At 70.4% G+C, this 16,526-nt stretch carries 17 protein-coding genes and 1 pseudogene; 8 read left to right on the plus strand and 10 right to left on the minus strand.

Annotation, left to right across the window (positions count from 1 at the left end; translation table 11 throughout):
- Nucleotides 1-777: 777 nt before the first annotated feature.
- Together ACFHW1_RS27615 and ACFHW1_RS27620 are read right to left on the minus strand one after the other, a co-directional pair.
- Nucleotides 778-987: a DUF397 domain-containing protein gene (locus tag ACFHW1_RS27615; protein ID WP_416616514.1), complete on the minus strand. Its 210-nt coding sequence runs from the start codon at nt 985-987 to the stop codon at nt 778-780.
- On the minus strand, nt 984-1,874 hold the full coding sequence (locus ACFHW1_RS27620; RefSeq protein ID WP_416616515.1) for a helix-turn-helix domain-containing protein: 891 nt from the start codon (nt 1,872-1,874) through the stop codon (nt 984-986). The genes ACFHW1_RS27615 and ACFHW1_RS27620 overlap by 4 nt, the downstream gene beginning before the upstream one ends.
- Before the next feature lie 108 nt (nt 1,875-1,982).
- Between ACFHW1_RS27620 and ACFHW1_RS27625 the strand changes: the two genes are divergently transcribed.
- The 4 genes from ACFHW1_RS27625 to ACFHW1_RS27640 all read left to right on the plus strand — a co-directional run bounded on the left by ACFHW1_RS27625 (nt 1,983) and on the right by ACFHW1_RS27640 (nt 3,404).
- Nucleotides 1,983-2,384 (plus strand): recombinase family protein, encoded by a 402-nt coding sequence (locus tag ACFHW1_RS27625; RefSeq protein ID WP_416616516.1) that lies wholly within the window; start codon nt 1,983-1,985, stop codon nt 2,382-2,384.
- Nucleotides 2,381-2,731, plus strand: coding sequence for a recombinase family protein (locus tag ACFHW1_RS27630; protein ID WP_416616517.1), 351 nt, complete (start codon nt 2,381-2,383; stop codon nt 2,729-2,731). Before ACFHW1_RS27625 ends, ACFHW1_RS27630 begins: the two co-directional genes overlap by 4 nt.
- Before the next feature lie 123 nt (nt 2,732-2,854).
- On the plus strand, nt 2,855-3,127 hold the full coding sequence (locus ACFHW1_RS27635; RefSeq protein ID WP_416616518.1) for a hypothetical protein: 273 nt from the start codon (nt 2,855-2,857) through the stop codon (nt 3,125-3,127).
- A gap of 13 nt (nt 3,128-3,140) precedes the next feature.
- Nucleotides 3,141-3,404 (plus strand): hypothetical protein, encoded by a 264-nt coding sequence (locus ACFHW1_RS27640; RefSeq protein ID WP_416616519.1) that lies wholly within the window; start codon nt 3,141-3,143, stop codon nt 3,402-3,404.
- Nucleotides 3,405-3,462: 58 nt separating this feature from the next.
- On the opposite strand, the gene ACFHW1_RS27645 is transcribed toward ACFHW1_RS27640, so the two are convergent.
- The 4 genes from ACFHW1_RS27645 to mscL form a co-directional block, all read right to left on the minus strand.
- Nucleotides 3,463-4,158: a DUF6642 family protein gene (locus tag ACFHW1_RS27645; RefSeq protein ID WP_416616523.1), complete on the minus strand. Its 696-nt coding sequence runs from the start codon at nt 4,156-4,158 to the stop codon at nt 3,463-3,465.
- Nucleotides 4,159-4,310: 152 nt separating this feature from the next.
- The gene (locus ACFHW1_RS27650) at nt 4,311-4,664 is read right to left on the minus strand and encodes a hypothetical protein (RefSeq protein WP_416591169.1); all 354 of its coding nucleotides are present in this window, start codon (nt 4,662-4,664) and stop codon (nt 4,311-4,313) included.
- Nucleotides 4,665-4,671: 7 nt separating this feature from the next.
- Entirely contained in the window at nt 4,672-4,962 is a 291-nt protein-coding gene (locus ACFHW1_RS27655; RefSeq protein WP_416569502.1) for a hypothetical protein, read from the minus strand.
- A gap of 446 nt (nt 4,963-5,408) precedes the next feature.
- Nucleotides 5,409-5,813 (minus strand): large conductance mechanosensitive channel protein MscL, encoded by a 405-nt coding sequence (gene mscL / locus ACFHW1_RS27660; protein WP_416616520.1) that lies wholly within the window; start codon nt 5,811-5,813, stop codon nt 5,409-5,411.
- Nucleotides 5,814-6,017: 204 nt separating this feature from the next.
- On the opposite strand from mscL, the gene ACFHW1_RS27665 reads away from it, so the two are divergent.
- On the plus strand, nt 6,018-6,680 hold the full coding sequence (locus ACFHW1_RS27665; RefSeq protein ID WP_416616521.1) for a hypothetical protein: 663 nt from the start codon (nt 6,018-6,020) through the stop codon (nt 6,678-6,680).
- A gap of 157 nt (nt 6,681-6,837) precedes the next feature.
- On the opposite strand, the gene ACFHW1_RS27670 is transcribed toward ACFHW1_RS27665, so the two are convergent.
- On the minus strand, nt 6,838-7,539 hold the full coding sequence (locus ACFHW1_RS27670) for a FadR/GntR family transcriptional regulator (RefSeq protein ID WP_416616522.1): 702 nt from the start codon (nt 7,537-7,539) through the stop codon (nt 6,838-6,840).
- Nucleotides 7,540-7,589: 50 nt separating this feature from the next.
- Here ACFHW1_RS27670 and ACFHW1_RS27675 point away from each other — a divergent pair, with 50 nt between their 5' ends.
- Entirely contained in the window at nt 7,590-9,056 is a 1,467-nt protein-coding gene (locus tag ACFHW1_RS27675) for a CynX/NimT family MFS transporter (protein WP_416557537.1), read from the plus strand.
- Here the strand turns inward: ACFHW1_RS27675 and ACFHW1_RS27680 are convergent.
- Nucleotides 8,974-9,330 carry an STAS domain-containing protein gene (locus ACFHW1_RS27680; RefSeq protein ID WP_282233218.1) on the minus strand — a complete coding sequence of 119 codons (357 nt, stop codon included), beginning with the start codon at nt 9,328-9,330 and terminating at the stop codon, nt 8,974-8,976. The genes ACFHW1_RS27675 and ACFHW1_RS27680 overlap by 83 nt on opposite strands.
- Nucleotides 9,331-9,490: 160 nt before the next feature.
- Entirely contained in the window at nt 9,491-11,578 is a 2,088-nt protein-coding gene (locus ACFHW1_RS27685) for a S9 family peptidase (protein ID WP_416557538.1), read from the minus strand.
- Nucleotides 11,579-11,702: 124 nt separating this feature from the next.
- On the opposite strand from ACFHW1_RS27685, the gene ACFHW1_RS27690 reads away from it, so the two are divergent.
- On the plus strand, nt 11,703-12,956 hold the full coding sequence (locus ACFHW1_RS27690) for an FAD-binding oxidoreductase (RefSeq protein WP_416557539.1): 1,254 nt from the start codon (nt 11,703-11,705) through the stop codon (nt 12,954-12,956).
- An 86-nt stretch (nt 12,957-13,042) separates the two neighbouring features.
- Here the strand turns inward: ACFHW1_RS27690 and ACFHW1_RS27695 are convergent.
- Nucleotides 13,043-15,121, minus strand: a pseudogene (locus ACFHW1_RS27695) (SpoIIE family protein phosphatase); the annotation flags it as partial.
- A 111-nt stretch (nt 15,122-15,232) separates the two neighbouring features.
- Here ACFHW1_RS27695 and ACFHW1_RS27700 point away from each other — a divergent pair.
- The coding region (locus ACFHW1_RS27700) for a HAMP domain-containing protein (protein ID WP_416569499.1) at nt 15,233-16,526 on the plus strand (1,294 nt) is incomplete at its 3' end.

The raw sequence follows: 16,526 nt of genomic DNA on the forward strand, positions 1-16,526 counted from the left end.
CGAATCCCATCGAAAACCCCAGCTCAAGAGCCCCTCAACCGACTACGCAACAGCCCTGGGTGTAGGCGCGTCCTCACCAACGGCACTGTCGTCCGATTACTGCCATACTCCGCCCACTTCGAGGTGAGGATTACGCACGTTAAAACGCATGAATAACGTGCGTAATCCTCACCTCGAGGCAGCCACCTTCCGGGCTCGCTAGAGCCGGAGAGCGGTCTACACCGAAGTACAGCTCCCGAGGAAGCTACGACTCGTACGGAGACGTCATCAACGACGGCTTCGACGTGCCTAAATGAAGGGCAGCTCCCGAGAGAGCTGCGTCTGGGTCGGAATTCTACCCCTCCTGACCTGCTGCGGAGCACGGGTTCGCGAGAGGTCCGCCAACAGAGGGCGCTGCGACAACGCAAACGCCGCCATTGTCCACTACAGAACGATTTCTGAGCAGGGAAAACGGCTCCGCGAAGGGTCCGCGCTCACGGCCGTCATGACGGAGCCTTCGCGGCGGGGAGCTGAACCGCCGGGCCGGCCGGCAATCAGGCGGCCCTGGTCCCCCACCGTCAGGCGAGCAGTGCGGACCCTCCTGGTCGCCTCAACCGGCGTAGGCCCCACCTCGACGGCCCGGGCCGGACCGTCGAGCCAGCGCACGCACTCTTGACAGAAGGGCAGTCTAGAACCAGGCCGGCCTGGGTTACATCCCGGACGCAGACCTGGAGCGCCGACCATGCTGAGGCGGGGTCGGCGCTCGTTGGCTGTCTCGCCGGGGTAGGCGTCAGGCGATCAGTGGTGCTGCTTGGCCAGTTCGACGAAGGAGTGCCACGCGGACGGCGCGAAGGTCAGGGTGCCGCCGTCGCGGTTCTTGGTGTCCCGGACCAGGACCCGGCCGGGCAGGTTGTCGGCCACTTCGACGCAGTCACCGCTGTTGCCGTTGCTGCGGGTGCTCTTGCGCCAGACCGCTCGGTCGCGGTCGAACGGGCCCGTCGGACTCATCGCATCTCCTCCAAAGCGGCCTCGATCAGCTTGATCGACTCGTCAGGGGTTGCCGCCAGTGCGAGCAACTGCTCGTGGGCCAGCGTATATCTCCGGACCTCGGCGGGGTCGTCGACGTAGAGGCTGCGGGTTCTGATGTCCACGCAGACGACGTCGGGGTCTTCGGCTTCGGCGAAGCGCAGGATGATGAAGCCGCCGTCCATCGACATGTAGGCACCTGCGCGGAACGGGATGACCTGGATGGTGATGTTCGGCTGCTTGCTGGACGACGCCAGGTGGGCGAGCTGCTCGCGCATCACGTCTCTGCCGCCGACGCCGCGTCGGATGGCCGCCTCGTCGAGGATCGCCCATAGTCGCGGCGCGTCCTTGTTCTTGACGATGGTCTGGCGCAGTAGCCGGGCTTCGACGCGGCGGTTGATCTGCTCGTCGGTTTCGCCGGGTTGCGCCGCGCGGAAGATCGCCCGAGCGTACGCCTCAGTCTGGAGAAGGCCCGGGATCAGCAGGCTCTGGTAGGTGTGGATGCTCTCCGCATCGCCCTCGAAGCCGAGGTAGACCGAGAATTGGCGGGGCAGTAGGTCGTCGAACTTGTGCCACCAGTCACGTTGGCGTGATGCTGCAGCCATTGCGACCAGGGCATCGGCGTGGTCGGGGTCGTCGACACCGTAGAGCTTCACCAGGTCGGCCACGTCCCGGGGTGAGACCGGGACCAGGCCGCGTTCCATGCGGCTGGCTTTGCTGACCGACCAGGTAAACCGGCGTGCCACCTCGTCGAGCGTCAGCCCTTTGGCCGTACGGAGTTCACGCAGCTCGATCCCCAGGCGTCGCCTGCGGATCGAGCCTGAGCCGTTCGCCATGCCGGCCAGTGTGTCAGGTCTGCGGTTCTCCATGGCGGTTCAGGGTAGTCCACACTTGCACGACTCATGCTATTGCACCACGCGATTGCACGGCTTAGTCTGCTCATCACAGAAGGCAACCGACGTACCAGGAGGCGTCATGTGGAACCTCTGGCGCTCACCGCCACCGAGTTCGTGACATTCTTCGCGTCCCGGCACGGCGAGTGCGAGGAGCTACGGGTGAAGCCGCTGATGTACAGCTACCTGCGGGTGGACCGCGACGCCCTCGACGGCGACATCCGGCAGGTGGAACTCGCCCTCAAGTTCTGGGCCGAGCAGGAGGGCTACTGCTTAGCGGGGCTCTTCCATGAGTACGACACCGCGCTGAACCGCCCGGCCCTCACCGCACTGATCGAAGAGACCTGCCGCTCCAACGCCCGGCGCGTGATCACGCCCAGCCTCGCGCACCTCTCCACGCACCCGGTCGTCCAGCACCACCTTCTCGACGTGCTGGAAGACACCGGCGTCCAGGTCCACACCCTGCAGGAGGAACTAGACCCATGAAACCGCCGCTGTACGGCTACATCCGCCTACTGCCGCCGCACGCCAACACCAGCAACGCCATCGTGGACCAAGCCGAGCGACGCATGCAGCAGTTCGCCGACAGCCACGGCTACGAGCTGATCGCCGTCTTCATCGAACGCGCGACCAGCCGAGCCGCGTTCGACCGCCTGATGCATGGCCTCCTCGTCGAGGACGTCCACCACATCATCGTCCCCGCCCACGAAACCCTCTCCGCACACCACAGCCACCTCTTCGACGACCTGATCGAGGAACTACACGCGGCAGACGCGCTCATCTTCGATCTCGAAGCCATCGACACCTGCGACAGGAGGATGCGGCCATGCTAGGAATCGCGGCGGCTATCGGCGCAGCGCTGCTCGGCTTCTGCGCCGGGCTCTGGTCGTTCAAGATCAAATCCAGGTGGTGCCCAGACTGCGGGCGCACGACCTACCCGATAGCGGATCGGCCTGGTGAATAGCCGGCTACTCGCCACGCCGGAGCCGAAACCCGGCGACGTCCTGGTCATCGGCCGGCAAGCCAGCGTCCAGTTCGCCGACGACCGCGCCATCCGACTCCGGGTCATCGCCGTCGACCGGAAGTGGACCTACGACGGGTGGATCTGGCTCACCGGGTACGTCATCGACCGCCACGGCAACGCCGCCGACCGGCGGGAGATCTTCGTCCAGCGCCACGGACTTCACCGACTGCCACGGCGCATAGAAACCCGACCATCGACCAATTGATCAAGGGAGAGAAATGATCACCGAGATGATCCGTGACTGGTGGCTGCGCTGGCTCGACTGGCGCTCCGGCCGGTCGACAGCCTCCCAGCGGCTGCACCACCTGCGCCGCGAGTTACGCCAACAACGGCAGACGGCATCGGCCCGTCACCGCCGACTCGACGGCAACCGGGGACACCACTGGACCACACAGGCGACCGAACTGGTCCCGACCCTGCGCCCACTGATGACCTACGGCCAACAAATCGGCTACCGCCCACCGCCCACCGCCACATGGTGATGCCGCCAATGGCGATCGGGCGATCAGCGCACGCCAGCGGTACGTCTGCCGGCGGCGGTTACCTGCCGGCAGACGTACCGCTGGCGCGACCGCCGCGACCACCGCCCTGCGCCGGCACCTGCGGCGGGCTCGCCGGCCCCGGCGTCTGGCCGGCCGACCCGCGTTGTCGGCCGGCTGGGCGCCAGGTCCGGCCGTTGGCGTAGACGATCCGGAAGCCCAGGTACGCCGCCAGCGGCGCCCAGTGCGACGAGCCCATCCGCAGCTCAGCGGCGTTGTTGTAGACCCCGTTGGCGAGCACGTCGAGCAGCACCGTCTCGAACGCCGCCGACTCCACCCAGTCGACCTCCCGGGTGTAGCCGCAGATCAGCGAGGCCCCGGTGGTGGCGAGGAACTCGCGCATCCGGGCGTCGGAGGCGCGCAGCACCGAACAGCTGCCGAAGTACAGTCGCTTGCCGGCGCACCGGCCGGCCATCTGCTCGGCCACGTCGTCCAGGTCGACGTGGTGCCGTTCGGTCAGGCACAGTTTGGTCGGCTCGCCGTGCATGGCGAAGAAGCCGACCCGGTAGTCGGCGTACTGGCGCAGCAGCCAGCGGTCCAGGAAGTAGGCCAGCTCGTCGGGGGTCGCGGCGTCGCGGTGGATGAACCGGATCCGGCTGAGCCGTTCCAGCAGCTCCAGGGTCGGCAGCACCGAGCCGCGCTCGTTCAGGTCGCGATGCCACTGCCCCTCGATGCAGAAGACACCACCGCGCGCCACGTCGCCTCCCACCGTCGCGGACCACCCGCCGGACCGCCCAAGGTCGCAGCCGGCCAGACCGGCCAGGTCCACAGCCGGCCAGACCGCCCCGGTTCGCAGCTGGTCGGGGCCCGCCACCCACCTGCCGGTCCGGTCAGTGACCATACCGCCGGTCAGGCCGGTGGTGTCACCTCGGACCGGGGCACCGCGAGACGGACCACCCCGGCGTCGACCGCCGCCAACTGTTCGACGCTGGCGTAGCCGACATCGCCCGGCAGCGCCGCCGGCTCCGTCGTGCTGATCTTGATGAAGCCGGTACGCAGCAGCCGGGCCGCCACGTCGGGCGCGGTGGCCGGCTCGTCGCCCACCTGCGGGTGGGGCACCTCGTCGCCGATCGCGTCCTGCGGATCGACGGCGCCTTCGACCGTCACCGCGTTCGGATCCGCTGGACGGACCAGGGCGACGGTGCCGATCTCGTCACCCCGTGCGTCGATCACCGGCATGCCGGTGGTGATCCGGTCTGTCACAGATGCGTCAGCCGCGTTCATGGAAGTCCGGTTCCCCGTGTCGGCGTGCGACAAACCGTCCGTCGGAGACCTCGCGCCAGGCGCCGGGGCCGTCGATCAGGCGACGGACCGCGTCGTACGCGGACTCCTCGGTGTCGTACTCGGTGAACCGTGACCTGCCCTCGGCGCCGCCGACGCGGGCCTCGACGAACCACCTGTCGGCGTCGGCGCGGAGGAACACGTCCCGCCGGGCCAGCCGCCCCCAACTGCCGTTCCACCAGTGTTTACGCTGCTCCACCCGACGGACCCTATCGAACATTTGTTCGAGTGGGTACGGCGGTGGTGGGTGGCCACCGGATCGGGCGACCGACCCGGGTACGGCGGTCAGTCCGTCTCCGGCCGCTGGTAGCAGGTGCCGCAGGTGGGGTCGTCACAGCGGGGCCGGACAAGGGTCGCCACCGCCCGCCCACCAGCGGGTTGGGCGGTCGGTCGACCAAGGTCGGCGACGGGTCGGGTAGGGGTTGCGCAGTCCTGGGACGTGATCCCGGCTAGCTGCTCCATGCGTCAAGTGTCACGCAGATCACGTCCCGCCGCCGCCATTTTTCAACTGCTGGGAGTGATAGGGCAACTACGGAGAGTTCTCCCAGCTGGCGCCTCGTCCACCTGGCACCATCGAGGGAACCCACATGGTTGTCTCGGAGCCGCTTTGACGACAATGACGGTTCCCTCGATCCGGTCCGCGCCGGAAACCACCCCGGACGGCACCTACCGGTCGGTGCGGCGGCTCACCAGGGCGTCCCGGATCTCGGTGAGCAACTTGATCTCCTCGCTCGGCGCGGCCGGCGGCGGCTCCTCGCCCCGACGCCGACGCTCCGCGAGCCGGTTCATCGGCATGACGACCAGGAAGTACAGCGCGGCGGCGGTGAGCACGAAGGTGATCACCGCGTTGACGAAGGCCGGCCAGTCGAAGACCACGCCACGGTACTCAAACCCGACACCGCCGATGCCCTCCTCGCCGGTCAGCAGCACGGACAGCAGCCTGATGAACGGCTCCAGGAACGACTTGGTCAACTGGGTCACCACGGCGGTGAACGCCGCACCGATGACGATGCCGACCGCCAGGTCGACAACGTTCCCGCGCAGGATGAAATTCTTGAAGCCGTTGATCATGAGGGGCACTCCCGGCAGCTGAGCGGAATATCGGTCGACAACCTACCGCGACGATCTGCCCGCCCCGCCGGCGCACGCCCCGTCGCCCGACCCCGGCCACGGGGTGGAATGCCTGGTGACCGGCTGTCGTTGTGCGTGGTCCGCCCCCGCACCGCACGACCACCTGGAACGGCGATCCCCCCGGCACGGAGAGGTGGACCCCCCATGAACACGATCATCACCGGTACGCTCCGCGACAAGCTGCGTGACACCGCCCTCGGCATCGCCGGGCTGGCCCTGGCCGGCGGCGCGATCGCCGCGCCCGCTCTGGCCGCCCAGCACACCCCCGGCGTCCAGGCCGCCACCCCGGACACCGCCGTCACCACCAGTGACACCGGCGCCACCGGCGCCACCAGCGACACCAGCGACACCAGCGACAGCGTCGACACCGGCAAGCTGACCCCGCACGGGGTGCAGGGCGAACAGTCCCGCATCACCCTGTCCGGCGAGCAGACCGACAACGTCAAGGGCATCATCGCCGCCACCAAGAAGGCCGGCATGGACGAGCGGGCCGCCGTGGTCGCCATCGCCACCGCCCTGCAGGAGTCCAAGCTGGAGAACCTCGGCCACCTCGGTGACCGCAACGACCACGACTCGCAGGGCCTGTTCCAGCAGCGCCCGTCGTCGGGCTGGGGCACCGTCGAGCAGATCACCGACGTGGAGTACTCCACCACCGCGTTCCTCGACGGGCTCAAGGCCGTCGACGGCTGGCAGGACATGCCGCTGACCGAGGCCGCCCAGACCGTCCAGGTGTCGGCGTACCCGTTTCACTATGCGCAGTGGGAGACCCAGGCCGCCGAGCTGGTCGCCCAGCACTGGAACAGCTGACTCACCGCACCGTCCGCAGCAGGACCGCAGCAGCGCGCCGCAACGCAGCACCACCGCGCAGCGCCGCTGGTCAGCACGAGGGGCCGGGCCCCGCCCCCCGGGGCCCGGCCCTCGTTGCGTGAGCGTCACGGGCCGGTCTTGCGTAAGCGGTCGCGGGTCAGTCGGTGCCGAGGTAGACGGCCGCCTCTCGGGCCGCCCGATCCGGGTCCCCGTCGCGGATCGCCGCGACCAGTCGGGCGTGGTCGACGTGCCGGTCCGGGTGCAGGTCCGGTCCGACCGCCTCAGCGACGGTGGCCCGCATCGCCGCGCCGATCGAGTCGTACAACTCGCTCAGCATCACGTTGTGTGCGGCGGCCATGATCGCCCGGTGCAACGTCAGGTCAGCGTCGACGAACCGGGCCAGGTCGCCCCCGCGCCAGGCCGCCTCGCGGTCGGCCAGCGCCGCGTCCAGTGAAGCCACATCCGCCGGGGTACGTCGCTGCGCCGCCAGCCGGGCCGCCTCGACCTCGAACGCCCGGCGGACCTCCACGGTCTCCCGCCACTCGGCGGTAGCGCAGCGACGGGCCACCGCGCCGGCCAACTCGTCGGTGGAGATCACGTAGGTGCCGGAGCCCTGCCGACACTCCAGCACACCGGCGTGCACCAACGCGCGTACCGCCTCCCGGACCGTGTTGCGCCCAACGCCGAGCGCCTCGGCCAGCCGTGGCTCGGTCGGGATCCGGGTGCCGAGCGGCCAGTCGCCGGCGGCGATCTGTTCGCGCAGCGAGTCGATCGCCTGGCGGACCAGAGTCTGCCGGGACCTGCGGGAAGTGCCGGACTGGCCGGCAGGTGCCGGCGGGGAAGCTGCCGAGGGTGTCATCGGTTACATCACCCGACCATAAATCATCCCATGATTTTAGGATGGGTGACATGACTCCGCCAACCGCCCTCACCGGCCGCCCGGATACCCGGACCGCACCGGGGTCGACCGTGCCGAGGCCGGCCTCATCCGGGCCGGCCGCACCAGGGCGGACCCGGCCGGTGCAGGCCACTGCACCGGCCGGGACGGCGACCGGCGGGGCCGGCCGGCGCGGCACGGTCGTGGTGCTGATCGCGATGATCCTCGTCGCGCTCAACCTGCGGCTCGCGATCACCAGCCTCGGCCCGCTGCTGGACGAGGTCCGTACCGGCCTGGCACTGTCCGGCCTACTTGCCGGCGTGGTGACCATGCTGCCGGCGTTGGCCTTCGCCTCGGTCGGCGCGTTCACCCCCTGGCTGGTCCGCCGCTTCTCGCCACCACGGCTGCTGGTGGCTTCGATGGCGGCGCTCGCCGCCGGTCAACTGCTCCGGGTCACCACCAGCTCCGCCTGGCTGTTCGTGGCGACCAGCGCCCTGGCCCTGGCCGGGATCGCGGTGGCGAACGTGCTGCTGCCGATGCTGGTCCGGCAGTACTTCCCGCATCGGGCCGGCCTGGTCACCGGTGCGTACATGATGTCGTTGACGATCGGCGCGTCGGTGTCGGCCGGCACCGCGGTCCCGATCGCCCACGCGGCCGGCAGTTGGCGGGCCGGACTCGGCTTCTGGGCGCTGATCGCCGTCGCCGCCGCGGCGTTCTGGGTGCCGGTCGCTTGGCGGGACCAACGACGCCCGGCGGCCACGGTCGTCGGTGCGACAAAGCGGGGCGCCGGTCTGCGGCCGCTGGCGCGGCCGGGCGCGACGGCGGTGATCCGACCGGGTCGGACCCGGCTCGGTTGGCTGATGGCCGGCTTCTTCGGCGCGCAGTCGTTCGGCGCGTACGCCCAGATGGGTTGGCTGGCGCAGGTGTTCCGCGACGCCGGTTTCCGACCGGAGACCGCCGGTCTGCTGCTGGCCGGGGTCACTGCGGTCGCTGTCCCGATCGCGCTGCTGATGCCGACGCTGGCCACCCGGATGTCGAGTCTGCGGCCGCTGGTGCTCGGTACCGCCGTGGCGTCCGCGCTCAGCTACGTGGGGCTGCTCTGGCTGCCGTACGAGGGTGCCCTGGCGTGGATGGTGCTGCTCGCGCTCGGCCAGGGCACCTTCCCGCTGGCGCTGGCAATGATCGGGCTCCGGGCCCGGACCGGGGCCGGCGTCGTGTCGTTGTCGGCGTTCACCCAGAGCGCCGGTTACCTGATCGCCGCGCTCGGCCCGCTCTCGGTGGGTCTGCTGTACGAGCAGACCGGCGGCTGGTTGGTGCCGATCGGTCTGCTCGGTGTGGCGCTACTGGTGCAGACCGGTACGGGCTGGGCGATCGCCCGGCCCCGCTGGATCGAGGACGAGGCGGGCACCGCCCCGGTCAGTCGGCCGGAGCCGGCTGGGGGGCCGAGACCGCTTCGTCGACGGTCGGGAAGGTCTGTAGGACCTCGACCAGGCCGCTGACCTCCAGGATGCGCAGCACCCCGCGCTGCGGTGCGGCGAGCCGGACGACGCCGCCCGCCTCGTCGCACCCGTTCTTCGCCCGGACGAAGACCGACAGACCGGTGGAGTCGCAGAACGACACGTCGGCCAGATCGAAGACCAGCCGACTGCGACCTTTGTCCAGTAGATCCGTTATCTGGTCCTGGAGTTGGGGTGCGGTGGCCATGTCCAACTCACCACCGACCGACACGACGACGATGTCGCCACGCTGCTCCGTCTGCACCGTCAGGGACATTCGAGACCTCCAGCCATTCCGCTCGAACGGTACTCCACTTGCTGTCGTCCGCGCAGGACCGGGAGTTCGTTGCCCGGTCACCATAATCCCCCAGGCCGGTCGGCGACCCGCCGCAGCCGGCGTCATCGCGGCGACGGCGGGTTGCACCCGGCTGGCCGGGTCAGCCGGCCAGCCCCACCCGGTCCAGAATCCAGGCCGTGACGAAGGCCTCCTCGTGCCAGGCGTCGTAGCGCCCGCTCGGGCCACCGTGACCGGCACCCATCTCCGTCTTCAGCAGGTATGACCCGCCGGGGGCGACCGCGCGCAGCCTCGCCACCCACTTCGCCGGTTCGTGGTAGAAGACCCGGGTGTCATTGAGGCTGGTCACGGCCAGGATCGGCGGGTAATCGACGGCGGCGACGTTCTCGTACGGGGTGTACGAGCGCATGTACGCGTACACGTCGGGGTCCTCCAGGGGGTTGCCCCATTCCTCCCATTCGGTGACCGTCAACGGCAGCGTCGGGTCGAGGATCGTGTTCAGCGCGTCCACGAACGGCACCTGCGCCACGATGCCGCCGAACGCGTCCGGGGCGAGGTTGACCACCGCGCCCATCAGCAGCCCACCGGCCGAGCCGCCCCGGGCGATCAGCCGGTCCGAGGTGGTCCAGCCCGCCTTCACCAGGTGTCGGGCGCAGGCCACGAAGTCGGTGAACGAGTTCTTCTTGGCCATCATCTTGCCGTCGTCGTACCAACGCCGGCCCAGCTCACCGCCGCCTCGCACGTGCGCGACAGCGAACACCACGCCACGGTCCAGCAGCGACAGCCGGGGCACCGAGAACCACGGGTCCATGCTGATCTCGTACGACCCGTACCCGTAGATCACGCACGGCGCGGAACCGTCCCGGGGGGTCCCGGCGCGGCACACCACCGAGATCGGCACCCGGGTGCCGTCATCGGCGACCGCCCATTCCCGGTGCTGCTCGTAGCCGGCCGGGTCGTAGCCGCCGAGCACCGGCTTGCGCTTGCGCAGCGCCAGGTCACGGGTGACCAGGTCGTAGTCGTAGATGGAGTCGGGGGTGATCAGCGAGGTGTACCGGATCCGCAGGCTGGTGGTGGTGTACTCGGGGTTGGCGTCCAGCCCGACGCTGTAGATCGGTTCGGGGAACTCGATGTCGAAGGTGTCGGTGCTGCCGACCGGGAGCACCCGCAGCCCGGTCAGTCCGTCAGTACGCAGCGACACCACCAGGTGGCTGGCGAACGCGTCCACCGATTCGAGCCGGGTGCCGGGGGTGTGCCCGATCAGCGGAACCCAGTCGCCGGGGGCGTCCACAGAGGTGTACGCGAGGGCGAAGTCCTCGGCGCCGTCGTTGTGCAGGATCAGGAACCGGTGCCCGTGGTGCTCGACCGAGTAGTCCACCCCCTGCCGACGCGGGGCGATGACCACCGGCTCGGCGGTCGGGTCGGTGGCCGGTAGTGCCCGTACCTCACTGGTGGTCTTGCTGTGCGCGTCGATCAGGATGAACCGCTCGGAGCGGGTCAGCTCGACGCCGACCCAGAACCGTTCGTCGTCCTCCTGGTGGACGACGACGTCGCGGTCCGCGCCGGTGCCGATCTGGTGGCGCCAGACTCGGTACGGGCGCCACGCGTCGTCCACGGTCAGGTAGAACAGCGCGCTGCCGTCGGCCGCCCAGGCGGTGCCGTAGAAGGTCGACGGCACCTCGTCGGGCAGCACCTCGCCAGTGGACAGGTCCTTGATCCGCAGGGTGAAACGCTCGTCGCCGGAGAAGTCGGTGGAGTACGCCAGCCAGCGGCCGTCCGGGCTGACGTCGAAGGTGCCCAGCGCGAAGAAGTCGTGCCCCTCGGCGAGGGCGTTGCCGTCGAGCAGGATCTCCTCGCCGTCGATCGACACGCCGTCGACAGTGGCCGGCGGGGCCGACTCGCCGGGCCGGACCGCGAGCCGGCAGTGGATGCCGTACTGCCGGCCTTCGACGGTCCGGGTGTAGTACCAGTGGTCGCCCTTGCGGGTCGGCACCGACAGGTCGGTCTCCTGGGTGCGCCGCTTCGTCTCGCCGAACAGTGTTTCGCGCAGCGCGGCGAGGTGCGCCGTGGCACCCTCGGTGTAGGCGTTCTCCGCCTGCAGGTAGGCGATCGTGTCCGGGTCGTCCTTGGCGGCGAGCCATGCGTAGTCGTCGACGACCGTGTCGCCATGGTGGACGCGCTCGGTCGGGACACGCTTGGCGGTCGGCGGAACCGGTGTCTGGGTCGTCACCCGGCCACGGTACCGCCCGGAGCGGGCTGCCCGGTCGCGGCGGCACGCCGCACGGCCATCCGGATCGATTAGAACACGTGTACGATCAGCGCGAGGAGGGGGTGACTCGACGGTGATTCAGGACATGGCCGCTCGACTGGCTGAGATCTGTGGTGCCGCGCACCTGCGCGACGCTGGCCCCGACGATGAGGTGGCGGCCGCCGCTCCGCGTTGGGTGGCGGCACCGGGCACGGCCTCGGCGACCGCCGAGGTGCTGCGGCTGTGCGCCGATCGGGATCTGACCCTGATCCCCCGCGGCTCCGGCAGCAAACTGGACTGGTGGACTCCTCCGTCCCAGGTGGACGTCGTGCTGGACACCTCCCGGCTGACCGGCGTCTGGCACCGCCCGCCAGGATCACGCACCGTCCGGGTCGGCGCGGGCACCCCGCTGCACACCGCCCAGCAGGCCGTCGGCCGGGCCGGCTGGCGGATGCCGCTGGACCCGCCCTCCGCGTCTGCGACGGTCGGCGGGATCGTCGCCACCGACGAGACCGGACCGTTGAGCCACCGGCACGGTCCGCCGCGCCGGCACGTGACCGGGGTCGACTACGTCGATGCCGCCGGGCGGCTGGTCCGGGCGGCATCGGAGACTGACGCCGGTGACGAACTGCCCCAGCTGCTCTGCGGTTCGCAGGGGGCCCTGGCGGTACTGGTCGCCGCGACGGTCCGGCTACAGCCGGTGCCGGCCGACCGACGCTGGGTGCGACGTACCGTGCACACCCCGCTGGAGGTACGCGACCTGGTCGGCGAGCTGACCGTCGACGGGCTGCACCCGGTGGCGGTCGAGCTGGACCTGCCGGCACACGCCGCGCGCACCGTCCGGACGCCCCAGGTGCCGCCCGGCGGGCAGCTCGCGGTGCTGTTCGAGGGTGAGCCGGGTCTGAATCGGCGACGCGCCGGCCGGGCGGCGGCACTGCTCGGCGGCGACGCCGTCGATACCGCCCGACCGCCGGTCTGGTGGCGGCGTTACCCGTTCACCGCCAGCGACATCGCTCTGCGGCTCGACGTACCGGCCGCGCACCTGCACGCCGCGATCTACGCGGTGCGCGACGCGGTCGGCGCGCCCATCGATGTTCGCGGTTCGGTCGGCACCGGCCTGGTGCACGCCGTACTTCCCAAGTCGACCCCGCCGGAGCGGGTCGCCGAGACCCTGGCGACGGTTCGGGCGGTGCTGCTGGCGCGCAGCGGCAGCTGCGTGGTGCTGACCGCGCCCACCGAGGTCCGACAGGCCGTCGACATCTGGGGCCACCGGCCGGGCCTGCCCCGGCTACTTGAGCTCAAGCAACGGTTCGACCCGCAGCACCGGCTGGCGCCCGGCCGGTTCGCCGCCGGCTCGTGACCGGGTCACCCGGTCAGTGGGTCACGCGCTGGTCTGGGTGGGCGGCGAAGGCTGGCCCGGCCGGCCGGGCCAGCCTTCGCCGCCGGCTCGTTGCGTACCACCAGGACCGCGATGTCGTCGCGAGGTGCCTCGACCGAGAAGTCCAGCGTCGTGGTACGCAGCCGGGCCGCCACCACGTCGGCGGAGAAGCCGGCCAGCGGTGCCGCCGCGCGGCGCAGCCGCTCGGCGCCGAACAGCTCCCGCCCGTTGCGCCGCTCGGTGATCCCGTCGGTGTAGAAGACCAGCGAGTCGCCGGGTGCCAGGCTGAGGTCCACCGACGGTGCGACGATCTCCTCCAGCAGCCCGAGCGCCGTGCCGCCGGCGCCGACGAACCGGGCCTGCCCGTACCCGCTGATCAGCACCGGCCGGTCGTGGCCGGCCAGGTGCAGCCGGACGTCCAGCTGTTGGTCGGCGGTCACCGTCACGGCGGCCATCGCGAGCGTGCAGTAGCGGCCACCGCCCCGTTCGACGAGCGTGTCGTTGAGCCGGGCCAGCACCTCCGGCAACGCCTTGCCGTCGCGGACCAGCACCCGGATGACGTCCCGGACCAGCCCGGTGACGGTGGCGGCCTGCACCCCTTTGCCGGACACGTCGCCGACCACCACCAGCCAGCGGCCCTCCGACAGCGGCACCACGTCGTAGAAGTCCCCGCCGACCTCGACCGCGTCGCCGCTGGGCACATACTCGGCGGCCAGCCCGATCCCGCCGATGGTGGGCAGTCCCGGCGGCAGCAGTGACTGTTGCAGGGTGTGCGCGACCCGTCGGCGTTCCTGATGGATTCGGGCGTTGTCGATGGCCAGCGCGGCCCGCCGGGCCACGTCCTCCAGGACCGACACCTCGTCCGGGTCGTGCCGGTGCCGCTGGTGCCGGCCGACCGCGAGGGTGCCGAGACGCTGGCCCCGGGCCACCAGCGGTACGGCGAAGCCCTCCATCGGCGCGCCGAGCGGCACCTGTGATCCGCTGCGCGAGGCCTCCCGCAGCCGGGCCAGCACCGAGTCGGGGCCGGACTCGCGCAGCGCGGCGTGCAGCGTGGGCAGGACCGTCTCGTCGGCGTGGCTCGCGGCGGCCAACTGCAGCTGGCCCCACTCGTCCGCGGTGTGCACCGCGCACCACCGGCCGAGCCGGGGCACCACCAGCTGCGGGATCAACGCCATTGTCAGGTCGACGTCGAGTGACTGGGCGAGCAGTTCACTCGCCTCGGCCAGAAAGGTCAGCCAGGTCTGCCGGCGCAGGTCGGCGCGGCGCAGCCGGTCGTTCTCCAGGTGCAGCGAGAGCCGTTCGGCGACGAGCGCGGCCAGCGGCCGGGCGTAGTCCGACGGTGCGGCGTCGAGTTCGAGTTCCCCAAAGTACGGCCGGTGCACGGTCAGCGGTACGCGCAGCAGTTCACCGGAGCGCGGCTGCCGGCCGTACCGCGCCAGGATCTGGACCCCGTTGCCGTCGCCACGGTCCAGCCGGACAGTGCCACCGGCCGCGCCGACCAGGTCCGCGACCCGGGCGAGCAGGCTGCCGGCCAGGTCCGCGAGCGGATCGTCGGCATGCGGTTCCGGCCCGGCCTGCATCAGCGCGGCGAGTGTCCCCGCGCTGGGCGCGGCCGGCGGCCGGGTGTGGTGATCATCGTCGGCGGCGGGTGCCGGCCGGGTGTCGGCCGGCCACGGCGGGAACCAGTCGTCCGGTGCCGGTGGGGTGCCGTGCCGGTCGAGCCGGAACCAGACCCCCTTGCCGGTCCGCAGGTGGGTGGTGCCCCACCGACTGGCGAAGTGGTCGACGAGGAGCAGTCCCCGGCCCCGCTCGGACACCTCGGAGATGTTCTGCCGCTCGTTGCGGGGCAGCGCGGCGACGTTCTCGATCGGGCCGGCGGCGAAGTCGGTGACCGTGACGGTCAGCCCGACCGGGTCGGCCACCACCTCGATGATCAGCTCGGTGCCGGCGTGTACGACCGCGTTGGTGGACAGCTCGGTGGTGAGCAGCAGCGCCTCGTTGATCAGTTCATCCAGGGCAGCTTCGGACAGTACCGATCTGACTACCGCACGTGCGGTGGCCGGGGTCCGTCGGTCGGCCGGCAGACGAACCCGCCGGACATGCTCACTCCCGGTGCCGGTGGCGGAACGCTCGGCCCTAGCTGTCACCTGCCGGTTCCTCCGATCCCCTGACCGATTGGTGCGGGCATGCGCCTCGCATCTGCCACGGTAGTCGAGCAATGATGAGGTCAGCCCACTCCAAGAGCTGAGCGAGGAGTTATGACCAGCGCGAAACAGCTGTCCTCCGACCAACGGCCGGCGATCGACGAGACCGCGCTGCTGACCGAGCTCGCCGAGGCACTGCGCCGGGTGGGGCAGGGGGATCTGAAGGTACGGCTGCCCCGCCGGGTCGGGGTGGCCGGCGAGGTCGCCGACGCCTTCAACGAGGTGGTCTCGCTGCAGGAACGTCAGCACCTGGACCTGCGCCGGATCAGCCGGATCGTCGGCCGGGACGGCCGGCTCAGCGAACGCCTCGACGAGGAGGGCTTCGGCGGTGCCTGGGCGGACAACCACCAGGCGATCAACGCGCTGATCGACGACCTGGGTCGACCGACCACCGAGATCGCCCGGGTGATCCGGGCGGTCGCCGAGGGTGACCTGTCCCAGCACATGGAGCTGGAGATCGACGGACAGCCGCTGCGCGGCGAGTTCCTGCGGATCGGCCGGACGGTGAACACGATGGTCGGCCAGCTGTCGTCGTTCGCCGACGAGGTCACCCGGGTCGCCCGGGAGGTGGGCACCGAGGGCAAGCTGGGTGGCCAGGCGCGGGTCAAGGGGGTCTCCGGCACCTGGAAGGACCTGACCGACAACGTCAACTCGATGGCCTCCAACCTGACCCACCAGGTCCGGTCGATCTCCCAGGTGGCCACCGCGATGTCGCGGGGCGACCTGTCGCAGAAGATCACCGTGTCGGCAAAGGGTGAGGTCGCCGAGCTCGCCGACACGATCAACATGCTGACCGACACGCTGCGGTTGTTCGCCGAGCAGGTCACCCGGGTCGCCCGCGAGGTCGGTACGGAGGGCAAGCTGGGCGGGCAGGCCCAGGTGCCGAACGTGGCTGGCACCTGGAAGGACCTGACCGACAGCGTCAACTCGATGGCGTCGAACCTGACCGCCCAGGTACGGAACATCGCCCAGGTCTCCACGGCGGTCGCCAAGGGCGACCTGTCCCAGAAAATCACCGTCGCCGCGCAGGGCGAGATCCTGGAGCTGAAATCGACGGTCAACACGATGGTGGACCAGCTGTCGTGGTTCGCCGACGAGGTCACCCGGGTCGCCCGCGAGGTCGGTATCGAAGGCAAGTTGGGTGGTCAGGCCCAGGTCCGCGGGCTCTCCGGGACGTGGCGTGACCTCACCCAGAACGTGAACCAGCTGGCCGGCAACCTGACCAGTCAGGTTCGTAACATCTCCCAGGTCTCGACGGCGGTCGCCAAGGGCGACCTGTCGCAGAAGATCACCGTCGACGCACGCGGCGAGATCCTCGAACTCAAGTCGACCGTCAACACCATGGTCG

It is taken from the genome of Micromonospora sp. LOL_014, from assembly GCF_048060245.1.
Lineage (GTDB): Bacteria > Actinomycetota > Actinomycetes > Mycobacteriales > Micromonosporaceae > Micromonospora_E.